This window comes from Bradyrhizobium canariense (assembly GCF_019402665.1).
Lineage (GTDB): Bacteria > Pseudomonadota > Alphaproteobacteria > Rhizobiales > Xanthobacteraceae > Bradyrhizobium > Bradyrhizobium canariense.
Map to the genome: position 1 here is coordinate 48576 of NZ_VSST01000028.1, position 11163 is coordinate 59738.

The window sequence follows — 11163 nt, forward strand, 5'->3', positions numbered from 1 at the left end:
AGCTAGCCGCCGGGAGGCGGCGGCAGGAAGTGGATGTTGAACTCGGCGGCCATCGCCACCACGTCCTCCGGCTTCTGTTCCTTCATGTTGTGAAGGCCCCAGAACAGGTCGAACAGCTTGCGGGTCGGTGACACCCAGAACAGCACTTTCGCGGTCTGCTCCGACTTGTTGAAGATGCCGTGCGGCACGCCCATGCCGAGCCGGATCAGGTCGCCCGCGGTCGCCTGCGACTCCGAATTACCGAGCATGAAATCGAGCTTGCCCTCCAGCATGTAAAGATATTCATCCTGGTCGGGATGAATGTGCGGCGGCACGAACGTGCCCGGCGGCAGCGTCGCATGCCAGGAGAAGCTGTGCTCCGTGTGGCTCTTCGGCACATAGGTCTGGCCGAGGATGTTCCAGGAGATGCCCTGGATCCCCTCATTGGCGCGTGTGATGCCGGTGATTTCGCTTTTCATTGTGATCCTCCCTCGACGCGACGTGCGGCTTAGTTCGCCGCCTTGCAGTCCTTGGCGTAGCGGTCGCCGTAATTCTCAAAGACTTTCTGGACGATCTCGGTCTGGAACTTGCCGTCCGCGCGCTTGGCGACCTTGGTCAGGTAGAAATCCTGGATCGGATAGCCGTTGGTGTTGAACTTGAAGGCGCCGCGCAGCGAGGTGAAGTCCGCCTTTTTCAGAGCGGCCGCGACCGCATCCTTGTTCGAGAGATCGCCCTTCACGGCCTTGACGGCGCTGTCGATCAGCATCGCGGCATCATACGCCTGGAAGGCGTAGGTGCCCGGCACGATGTTATAGGCGGCCTCGTAGGCAGCGACGAACTTCTTGTTCTGGGGATTGTCGAGATTGGGCGCCCAGTTCGCGCCGCCGAACATGCCGACTGCGGCGTCCTGCTGCGCCGGCAAGGTCGATTCATCCACCGTGAAAGCCGAGAGCACCGGAATGCTGTCTGCAAGACCAGCTTGCTTGTATTGCTTGACGAGATTGACGCCGAGGCCGCCGGGCATGAACGTGAAGAGCGCATCGGGCTTCTGCGACGAAATCTTGGAAAGCTCCGGCTGGAAATCCAGCGTGTTGAGCGGCATGTAGGATTCTTCGACGATCTCACCCTTGTAGTCGAGCTTAAAGCCCGCGACCGAGTCCTTGCCGGCCTGATAGTTCGGCACCATCAGATACATGCGTTTGTAGCCGCGATCCTGCGCGACCTTGCCGAGGATCTCGTGCACCTGATCGTTCTGATACGAGGTCACATAGAAGAACGGATTGCAGTCCTTGCCGGCAAACGTCGATGGGCCGGCATTGGGGCTGATCAGGAAGGTTTTCGATTCCGTCACCGGCCGGTGGATCGCCTGGAGGATGTTGGAGAAGATCGGACCGACCACGAAGTCGACCTTGTCGCGCTCCAGAAGGCCCTTGACCTTGGTGACCGCTGCGTCCGGCTTCAACTCGTCGTCGACCACGACGACTTCGACATCGCGGCCGCCCATCTTGCCACCGAGATCCTTGACCCCGAGCGCAAAGCCGTCGCGAACCTGTTGGCCGAGCGCGGCGGCGGGTCCCGAGAGGGTCACGATCACACCCAGCTTGATTTTCTCCTGGGCGAGGGAAGGGCTCACCGCGGTGCCAAGCAGCAAGGCGGCTGCGGCCAACGTCATTTGCGTCTTCATGATCTGTCCCCCGTGATAACAGGACTTGCGTTGCAAGCCGCTACTCCAATCCAAGTTTATGCCGATGATTGCTGCCACGGCAAGCGAGCTCAAGGCATCGTCATCCTGCGGGCAGCGGCGCATGCAAGCGGCGCGCCAATTATTTGAAGCCTAAAGAAATGGGCATGCGGTCGATTGTTGCGGCTTTAGGCTTGCAGCGGGCTTCGATTTATTTGAAGCTCGAAATGTTGGGATTCCCTGCCGGGCGCGAATGTCGGCCGTGAGTGACTGCATCAACATGCTCGATTCCGAGACCAAGGCCGTCGAAACTCCGGAGGATCACGCCGAAGAGCTTCGGCTGTGGCTGCGTCTCTTGACCTGCACGACCTTGATCGAGGGCGAGGTCCGTGGCCGGTTGCGGCAGCGCTTCGACGTCACATTGCCCCGTTTCGACCTGATGGCGCAGCTCGACAAGGCACCCGACGGCATGACGCTGTCCGACGTCTCCAAGCGCATGATGGTGTCGAACGGCAACGTCACCGGCCTCGTCGAGCGCCTCGTGGAATCAGGTCATCTCGACCGCCGCACGTCGGAGACGGACCGCCGCGTCCAGGTGATCCGGTTGACTAAACTCGGTCGCGCCGAATTTCGCAGAATGGCCGCGGAACACGAAACCTGGATCGCCGATCTCTTCGCCGACCTGACGCCGAAGGATGTGCGCGAATTGATGCGGCTGCTCGCCAAGACCAAGGCATCGGCGCAGAAATCGGCCGCTCGCCGCCGGGGCTAGGTCCGCGGCCGAGGCACCCGCCCATCCCGTTTGCCACCGGAAAAAGCACGGGATGCCCAAAATCCGCTATTGCGCGAAATTGCTTTAAGCCTAAAATGTTTCCGAGTTAGTGCTGCCGGGTGCTTTCCATGCTGAAAGGAGCGTGCGATGGCCAACGCCGCCAAGGTTCAAGTCTCGGGCTCGCGTGACGACAATGCCGCGACAGCCCATGTCGATACATTCGCGCGGCAGCATCTTCCGCCGCGAGAGTTGTGGCCGGACTTCATCTTCACGCGACCGGAACTGCAATATCCGCCCCGCCTCAACTGCGTCAGCTATTTCCTCGACCGCTGGGTCGAGCAGGGACATGGCGACGCTCCCTGCGTGATCAGCCCGGCGGTCAGCTACACCTATCGTGAGCTGCAAAGGGTCGTGAACCGCATCGCCAATGTGCTGGTCGGCAAGCTTGGTCTCGTCACCGGCGGACGCGTGCTGCTACGCTCGGCCAACAATCCGATGATGGTCGCGACCTATCTGGCGGTGATCAAGGCCGGCGGCATTGTCGTGGCGACGATGCCGCTCTTGCGCGCCAAGGAGCTGTCCTATCCGATCCAGAAGGCGGAGATCGCACTCGCGCTCTGCGATGGCAAGCTCGCCGACGAAATGGAGAAGGCGAAAGCCGCAGCCCCCGACCTCAAGCGCGTGGTCTATTGGGGCAACGGCGCCGACGACTCGCTCGAGGCCCTGATGGGGGATGCAAGTCCGGAGTTCAAAGCTGTCGATACCGCCTCCGACGACGTCTGCCTGATCGCTTTCACGTCGGGCACGACCGGCGACCCCAAGGGCACCATGCATTTCCACCGTGACATGCTGGCGGTGTGCGATGGCTATGCGCGCAACATCCTGCGCGCGGAGCAGAAGGATCGCTTCGTCGGCTCGGCACCGCTCGCCTTCACGTTTGGCTTCGGCGGCGTGCTGTTTCCGATGCACATCGGCGCCTCGTTCGTCGTTCTGGAGAAGACGGCGCCCGACGACATTCTGAATGCGATCGAGCAGTACAAGACCACGGTCTGTTTCACCGCCCCGACCGCGTACCGGGCGATGATCGGCAAGCTTCCGGGCCGCGATATTTCGTCGCTCCGCAAATGCGTGTCCGCCGGCGAGACGCTGCCCAAGCCGACATTCGATGCCTGGCTGAACGCGACCGGCATCAAGCTGATGGACGGCATCGGCTCGACCGAGCTGCTGCACATCTTCATCAGCGCGACCGAGGACGAAATCCGCCCGGGTGCGACGGGCAAGCCGGTGCCTGGGTATGAGGCGAAGATCGTCGATGATTCGGGCAACGACGTTCCGCCGGGCGCGATGGGAAGGCTCGCGGTACGCGGGCCGACCGGATGCCGCTATCTCGCCGACGAGCGGCAGCGCAAATACGTCCAGAACGGCTGGAACATCACCGGCGACACCTATCTGATGGATAGCGACGGCTATTTCTGGTACCAATCGCGCTCAGACGACATGATCGTGTCGGCCGGCTACAACATCGCTGGCACGGACGTCGAGGCGGCGCTGCTTACGCATCCCTCCGTCCTCGAGTGCGGGGTGGTCGGCGCGCCGGACGAAGCGCGCGGCATGATCGTGAAGGCCTATGTCGTTGCCGCGCCGGGCGTTACGCCGGACGCCGAGTTCGTGGCTGCGTTGCAGGAGCATGTCAAACGCGAGATCGCGCCATACAAATATCCGCGCGCGATCGAGTTCGTGACGCAACTGCCGAAGACCGAGACCGGCAAACTAAAGCGCTTTGCCCTGCGGCAACTGGCGCAGACCGCGGTGACGTCCTCCGGCGTCGCGGCGGAATGAGAGAGGGATAGAGAATTGTCCGTGACGACGCCGAAAGGCCCGCAGCTCGCGGTGCTGCCGACAGCAGCCGAGGACGAAGCCCGCGCCAGGGCGCAGGTGCTCCAGCCGTCCGGTTGGCCGGTGCCGAAAGGCTATGCCAACGGCATGGCCGCCGAGGGACGCATCGTCGTCACTGGCGGCGTCATCGGCTGGGATGCCGAGGAGCGTCTCGCGGAGGGTTTTGTCGCGCAGGTGCGCCAAACCCTGAGCAACATCGCCGCGATCCTTGCGGAGGCCGGCGCGCAGCCCGAGCATCTGGTGCGCCTGACCTGGTACGTCGTCGACATGGACGAGTACCTGACGAACCTGAAAGAGCTCGGCAAGGCCTACCGCGCCATCTTCGGCGCGCACTATCCGGCGATGGCGCTGGTTCAGGTCGTCCGCCTCGTCGAGAAGGCGGCGCGAGTCGAGATCGAGGCCACCGCCGTCATTCCGCGCTGAACTGCGATCGGTGCGCGCTCAGCTTGCCTTGGTCAGCTTGCCTTGGTCAGCTTGCCTTGGCGAGGTCATCGTCCTCGGGTGAGTTCAGATATATTCCTGACATGGTGTCGACCCAGCAGAGATGGTCATGCACCTTCTTCACGCCGTTGACGTTCTCCGCTGCGACGACCGCGGCCTGTCGCACGCGCTCCTCGGTGATGACGCCGCTGAGATGAACGATTCCGTCGCGGACGATGACGTTCAGCCCGAACGGGCACCAGTCGTTCTTCTCCATGGTATCGATGATGCGGCTGCGAATGTGATCGTCGTCCGCGGTCGGGTCGGGTACGTCTCGGGCGAGGTCCGCCACCGCCTGGAGCAGGTTCGCGCGCGACACGATGCCGACGATCTTGTCGCCGCGGATCACCGGTAGACGCTTCACATTGTTCCGTTCCATGAGATCGACGATCTCGGCGAGTGCCGTATCCTCGGTGATGGTCACTGGTGAAGGGGTCATCACCTCCGAGACCTTGCGGCCGTGCTCGTGGACGAAATCGCTGGCCGATTTGCCGGATCCGAGAACGAACCGCAGCCAGCGCCCGCGCTTGCGTCCGGTGCCGATTTCGCTGCGGCGGATGAAGTCGCCTTCCGAGACCACGCCGATCAGTTTGCCGGCATCGTCGACGACGGTGAGACCGCTGACATGCCGCTTCAGCATGATGTTTGCCGCCTCGACGATGCTGGTGTCTGGGGTAACCGAGATGACCGATCGGGTCATGATCTGATGGGCGCGCATGCCGGACTCCGCTGGCTTGTCGAATGTCGATGCGGGGAGCCTAGCTCTGGCGTCGTGCTGCGGCTTGACGCAGGTCAAAGGATGAATCGGGCTCTTCCCGGTTGAGCAATCGTGATCGATGCCCGGACTTGATGCAGCTCAACGCGCTTCCCAAGCCTCGCCATATCCTGCTGCCACGCCGCCAAGAAGCGGGCAGGAACATTCAGCCATGAGCGTCGTGCAGATATTTCCACGGGCCGAAGAGCCGTCCGCGCAGGCTCTCTCCGTCAGTCCTGTTGTTGAGCCCGAAGCCTCTACGACGGCCCCCGAAGCGCTGGCCGGAATGCCCGTCGCTGCCGATCCCCTGCCTGTATCGGAGCCATACCCTCTTGACCGCGCGTTTCATGCGATGCTGGCGCGGTTGACGGGCGGGATTTCGCCGCTGGCCTTGTCGCTCGCCTGGCTCGATTGGAGCTCTCATCTGGCTGCGGCGCCCCAGCGTCGGGTGGAGATGTCGCGCAGGCTTCGCGACATGGGCCAGTTTGTGGAAGCCGCCGCGCATGCGACGTCGCAAAAGCCGTGGTCCGTGATTGCGCCGCAGGGGCGGGATCGTCGCTTCAGGGGGCCAGAGTGGGAGGCCGCACCGTTCAATCTGCTTGCGCAGGCATTCCTGCTCGGAGAGCGCTGGTGGCACGATGCCACGACCGGCGTACGTGGCGTGTCGCATGCAAATGAAGCCATCGTCGAATTCTCGATGCGCCAGATGCTCGACATGCTGGCGCCGTCGAACTTTGCGGCGACCAATCCGCAAGTGCTGGAGAAGGCGTTCCGGAGCGGCGGGGAGAATTTCGTATTCGGCTGGCAGAACTGGTGCAGCGACCTGATGCGCCTGCTCTCCGCCTCTAGGCCCGCGGGTGACGAACAGTTCATCGTCGGCGAGACGGTCGCGGCTTCGCCGGGCAAGGTCGTTTATCGCAACGCGTTGATCGAGCTGATCCAGTACCAACCCACGACTGCGCAAGTGCGACCCGAGCCAATCCTGATCGTGCCCGCCTGGATCATGAAGTACTACATCCTCGATCTGTCGCCGCAGAATTCTCTGGTGAGATATCTGACCGGTCAGGGCTTCACCGTATTCGCGATTTCCTGGCGAAATCCGGATGCCAAAGACCGGGATGTCGCCTTCGACGACTATCGCAAGCTGGGCGTCATGGCGGCGCTGGACATGATCGGCCGGATCCTGCCGGGCCGGAACACCCATGCGCTCGGCTACTGCCTGGGCGGCACATTGCTGTCGATCGCCGCGGCCGCGATGGCACGCGACGGCGACAAGCGACTGTGCACGATCACCCTGCTTGCCGCACAGACGGATTTCACCGAGGCCGGCGAGCTAACGCTCTTCGTCAACGAGAGCCAGGTCGCCTTTCTCGAGGACCTGATGTGGCAGCGGGGCTATCTGGACACGACGCAGATGGCCGGCGCGTTCCAGCTGTTGCGCTCCAACGAACTGATCTGGTCGCGGCTGTCGCATGACTATCTGATGGGCGAGGGTGCGCCACCGAGCGACCTGATGGCCTGGAACGCCGACGCCACGCGGCTGCCCTATCGCATGCACTCGGAGTATCTGCGAAAGCTATTCCTGGGCAACGATCTGGCCGAGGGCCGCTATCGTGTCGACGAGAAGAGTGTCTCGCTTTCCGAGATCCATGCGCCGATGTTCGTGGTCGGCACGCTCGCCGATCACGTGGCGCCGTGGCGATCCGTCTACAAGATCCACTATCAGGTCGATGCCGACGTGACCTTTGTGTTGACCAGCGGCGGCCACAATGCCGGCGTCGTTGCGGCGCCGGACGAGCCCGGCCACAGCTATCAAGTGCTGATCAAGGCTGCCGATGCGCCCTATGTCGGCCCGGACGAATGGCTGAAGCTGGCACCGCAAGTCGAGGGATCGTGGTGGCCAGAATGGGCCGAACGGCTGGCCGCACACTCCGGGGCGCCCTGCGATCCGCCGCAGATCGGAGGCGGAGACCTTGACGGTCTGCCGGACGCGCCGGGAGACTACGTCCACACCTAGTCCTCAGGCTGCGCATTCGGCGCAAGGTCGGCGGAGCGGAACGGCTTGGCCTTGTCGAGTTTCCGGTAGGCGCGCGAGGCGGTCCGCAACAGTTTCTTTTCGCGCTTGCGGTTGAGGAAGCGAATGCCCGCCTCGGGGACGGCCCCGTTCAATGACGCCGCCAGGGTTTGCCCCCGCGCATCGTCGTTCAATCGCCCGAGGGATTTTTGCGCCTTGCGCAATTGCTTGAGGATCGACTTCTGCTTCGTCAGCGATTCGTCGGCGAACAGGTCGTCCAGGGACTCGATCGAATAGGTCAGTCGTTTGTTGAGAAGCCGCAGCTTGTGCCGTTTCTCGACGTCGAGCTTGCGGAGCTTGCGTGCTTTCTTGAGCAGCGTTTTTTCCCATTCCGTGAGTTTCACTGTTGCGTGGTCGGCGAGCGTGCAGCGGCGTAGCCTAATAGCTTCCTTGCTGCGCCGGGTCGACCAGGGGCCGCTCTCGATCCAGGCTGAGGTCTGCTCGACGAGCCGGCGATACCGCGCGGATTGCAGCGCGCGCGCCAACTGGCGATGGCTCTCGGCGCGCTTCTCGTCCCAATGCTGGAGCTCGGCAATCACGGTCAACTCGCCTCCACTCTCGGCGATGACCCGCTCGATCGCCACGTCGAGGTCCCGGACCATGCCGAGCTGGCTGTTCAGCCATTTCAGTTCGGTCCAGACCTCCGGCCGAAGGGCATCATCGACCATCGGCGAGAAGAAGCGGATGGCGGTGCGCAGATGCGTCAGTGCAATCCGGATCTGGTGCAGTGCCTCGGGATCGCCGCGGCAGGTGCCGTCATGCTGCGCGAGAACGGCGGCGAGGTGACGGCGGGCGACGATCCGGAACGCGGTGTCGCAGACCATGCCGGGGCTGAGGCGGCCGGGCAGGGCATTGCGCCTCGCCGCAGGCTTGACGCGCGCGGCCGTCGAACTCGTGCTGGGTCGCGCCATTTGCAGATTGCCTTACTTGCTCTCGGCGATCGCGTCCCGGCAGTTCTGGAGCGTCTGCTCTTGCGTCCCGGATGCATCGATGGTCGCCCAACCGATATGGCCGATATTATAGTGCTCTTGCCGCGCGGCAACCTCTTGCGTGGCGTCGGATGCGTCGCCCCGGCGGGCTCCGATCCGCGCCTGCCGGGTCGCGAGGTCCGCAACCAGAAATAGGCCGCTCAGCGGCACGTTGCGCTCGCGCGCCAGTGCGGCGACTGTGTCTCGTTCGCCCTCGCGGGCGAACACGCCGTCGATGATCGCTGAATGGCCTTGCGCCAGCACCCGCCCGGCGTGACGAGCCAACATGTCGTAAACGCGGGCCGTGACCTCCGGCGTGTATGCGGATGCCGGCAGCCGGTCCGTGTCATCGACCCCGAACATCTGCTTGCGGACCAGGTCGCTGCGCAGCACGACGGCGCCCGGCTGCGGCGTAACGTCCGGCGCGAGCGCGCGTGCCAAAATCGTCTTTCCGGTGCCTGACAGTCCGCCGATTGCAATCAGCCGGGGGGCGGGCGGCTGGATCAACGCGCGCGCAAGGCCAAAATAGCGCCGTGCCCCGTCGAGAATGCTGGGATCATCAGAATGCGGCGGCTTCAGCCGTGCCAGCGCGACCTGGGCGCGGATCGCCGCCCGGACGGACATGAACAGCGGCAGTGCGGAGAGCGCGTCGAGATTTTCGACCGGAGTCGCGGCGAGATAGCGGTTCAGCACGATGTTGGCCGCCCGTGGTTGATCGTGGTGCACCAGGTCCATTAATCCGAATGCGAGATCGTAGAGCACGTCGGTGGTTGCCATCTGGGCGTCGAACTCGATGGCGTCGAACAGCACCGGCCGCTCGTCGATCGACACGATGTTCGCGAGATGCAGGTCGCCATGGCAGCGGCGCACGAAGCCTTGACGGCCGCGCTCTTCGAGCAAAGGCCGGAGGCGGAGGAACATTGCGTGCGAGTCTCTGCCCAGTTCTGCGATCTCTTCGCCTTCGAAATGATTGCCGGTCCGCAGGCCATTGCTGTTGCCATCGATCAGGCCGGGGATGGCGGAAACCCACGCCTCGCCGTCGGCGCGAACAGCCCGCGCATGGGAAGCCACGATCGCGTCCGCGACAGCCGAGGCAAAAGTGTCATCCAGCGCTCCGGCCTTTGCCAGATGATCCAGCGTCCGGCTTTCGTCGAAGCGCGACATCTCGACCGCATACTCGATCGGCCGGCCGCTTCCGTCGACCTTCACCGATCCATCGGGCGCTTCCGTGATCGCCACGACGCGGTGATAGATCTGCGGCGCCAGCGGCCGGTTGATCCTGATCTCCTCGTCACAGGCCGCCTTGCGCTTCTCGAGCGTCGAATAATCGAGGAACGGAAATTGCACGGCGCGCTTGATTTTCAGAGCACGCTTGCCTTCGAGAAAGACCGAAGCTGCGTGCGTATCGATCCGCCTCACGTTCGGATGATCCGCGGAATTGGTGAGCGCCGCAAAGATCCGGTCCTGGGTCGCAGAATCGTCTGTCATTCCAACTGGTACGTCCAGATGCGTCGGAAGGCGGCTCGCTCCGCGATCAGGGTAATCCATAGAAGCAGATCGCGGCCAGTCCTTGACTTCAGTCAAAGCCTGTCTCCTTTCCGACCGGTCGGAGTTCCCGGGCTTGACGAGGATCAAGCGTCCCAACCAAAGCCGGCCTATTCTGGCGCCTGAGGAGAATCCCGATGCCCATCAAGGACGTCTTTCTGCCGCTCGTCGGCCAGCCACGCGGCCCGGCCCTTGCTGCGATCGAGAAATGCGTGGCCGTTGCCGCCGACCTCGGCGCCAGGATTACCGCGCTTGCACTTGAGGAGGACGTCTTCGTGCGGCCGAAGGTAATGCTCCCCGATGCGGCCGAGGCAAACGGCTCGCTTGGGCTGGGCGACAGTCAGCATCTCCTGGATGCGTTCACCCGCGCAACCTCCCGGACCGGCATTCGCGCTCAAAGCCGGTTGGCCAAGGTGCCGGCAGACCAGATCGCGTCAGTCCTGGCCGAGCACGGACGCTTCAGCGATCTCACGCTGCTCCCCATGAAGCCGCACGACAGCCGAACCGAGCACATCATCGAGACGCTCCTGTTCGAATCCGGACGGCCAGTGCTGCTCTGCCCGGAGCAGCATGTGGACGAACTGCGCCCGGAATTCGAGAACGTCATGATCGCCTGGGACCACTCTGCGCGTGCGGCGCGCGCGGTCGGCGACGCGCTGCCTATCCTTCAGGCAGCAGCCCTGGTCCGCGTGGTGACCGTGGCGGACGACAAGTCCGACGCGATCGTACAATCCGGGACTGCTCTGGTCGACCATTTGAGGGAACACGGGGTCTACGCTTCGTTCGAAACCGTGGCGGGCGGCGGCAGCTCGATTGGGAAGGTGCTCGGAAGCTGGGCGAATTCCCATACCATCGATGCGATCGTGATGGGCGCCTACCATCATTCGCGCCTGAACGAGATCGTTTGGGGCGGTGTGACAAAGACCGTCATTGGCGAACCACCGTGCTGGGTTATGCTCTCGTACTAGGCGGGTGGCCAGTTTATCGGCCTGATCGTCAACCATCGGAACCGCC

General features: G+C 63.4%; 10 protein-coding genes. 5 read left to right on the forward strand and 5 right to left on the reverse strand.

Annotation, left to right across the window (positions count from 1 at the left end):
* Positions 1 to 2 precede the first annotated feature (2 nt).
* Both FXB41_RS15905 and FXB41_RS15910 read right to left on the reverse strand, forming a co-directional pair.
* Positions 3 to 458: a cupin domain-containing protein gene (locus tag FXB41_RS15905; protein ID WP_219682409.1), complete on the reverse strand. Its 456-nt coding sequence runs from the start codon at positions 456 to 458 to the stop codon at positions 3 to 5.
* A 29-nt stretch (positions 459 to 487) separates the two neighbouring features.
* Positions 488 to 1663 carry an ABC transporter substrate-binding protein gene (locus FXB41_RS15910; RefSeq protein WP_219682410.1) on the reverse strand — a complete coding sequence of 392 codons (1176 nt, stop codon included), beginning with the start codon at positions 1661 to 1663 and terminating at the stop codon, positions 488 to 490.
* Between the two features lie 250 nt (positions 1664 to 1913).
* Here FXB41_RS15910 and FXB41_RS15915 point away from each other — a divergent pair, with 250 nt between their 5' ends.
* The 3 genes from FXB41_RS15915 (at position 1914) to FXB41_RS15925 (ending at position 4751) form a co-directional block, all read left to right on the forward strand.
* The gene (locus tag FXB41_RS15915) at positions 1914 to 2432 is read left to right on the forward strand and encodes a MarR family winged helix-turn-helix transcriptional regulator (RefSeq protein ID WP_219682411.1); all 519 of its coding nucleotides are present in this window, start codon (positions 1914 to 1916) and stop codon (positions 2430 to 2432) included.
* A 147-nt stretch (positions 2433 to 2579) separates the two neighbouring features.
* Positions 2580 to 4271, forward strand: coding sequence for a benzoate-CoA ligase family protein (locus FXB41_RS15920; protein WP_219682412.1), 1692 nt, complete (start codon positions 2580 to 2582; stop codon positions 4269 to 4271).
* Between the two features lie 21 nt (positions 4272 to 4292).
* Entirely contained in the window at positions 4293 to 4751 is a 459-nt protein-coding gene (locus FXB41_RS15925; RefSeq protein WP_219682413.1) for a RidA family protein, read from the forward strand.
* A gap of 46 nt (positions 4752 to 4797) precedes the next feature.
* Here the strand turns inward: FXB41_RS15925 and FXB41_RS15930 are convergent, their stop codons facing one another.
* On the reverse strand, positions 4798 to 5526 hold the full coding sequence (locus FXB41_RS15930; RefSeq protein ID WP_219682414.1) for a CBS domain-containing protein: 729 nt from the start codon (positions 5524 to 5526) through the stop codon (positions 4798 to 4800).
* A 208-nt stretch (positions 5527 to 5734) separates the two neighbouring features.
* Here FXB41_RS15930 and FXB41_RS15935 point away from each other — a divergent pair, with 208 nt between their 5' ends.
* The gene (locus tag FXB41_RS15935; RefSeq protein WP_219682415.1) at positions 5735 to 7579 is read left to right on the forward strand and encodes a PHA/PHB synthase family protein; all 1845 of its coding nucleotides are present in this window, start codon (positions 5735 to 5737) and stop codon (positions 7577 to 7579) included.
* Here FXB41_RS15935 and FXB41_RS15940 read toward each other — a convergent pair.
* Entirely contained in the window at positions 7576 to 8547 is a 972-nt protein-coding gene (locus FXB41_RS15940) for a CHAD domain-containing protein (RefSeq protein ID WP_219682416.1), read from the reverse strand. The two genes, FXB41_RS15935 and FXB41_RS15940, sit on opposite strands and share 4 nt — an antisense overlap.
* A gap of 12 nt (positions 8548 to 8559) precedes the next feature.
* Positions 8560 to 10092 (reverse strand): bifunctional aminoglycoside phosphotransferase/ATP-binding protein, encoded by a 1533-nt coding sequence (locus FXB41_RS15945; RefSeq protein ID WP_219682417.1) that lies wholly within the window; start codon positions 10090 to 10092, stop codon positions 8560 to 8562.
* Between the two features lie 194 nt (positions 10093 to 10286).
* On the opposite strand from FXB41_RS15945, the gene FXB41_RS15950 reads away from it, so the two are divergent.
* Positions 10287 to 11117 carry a universal stress protein gene (locus tag FXB41_RS15950; RefSeq protein WP_219682418.1) on the forward strand — a complete coding sequence of 277 codons (831 nt, stop codon included), beginning with the start codon at positions 10287 to 10289 and terminating at the stop codon, positions 11115 to 11117.
* The last annotated feature ends 46 nt before the right edge of the window (positions 11118 to 11163 follow it).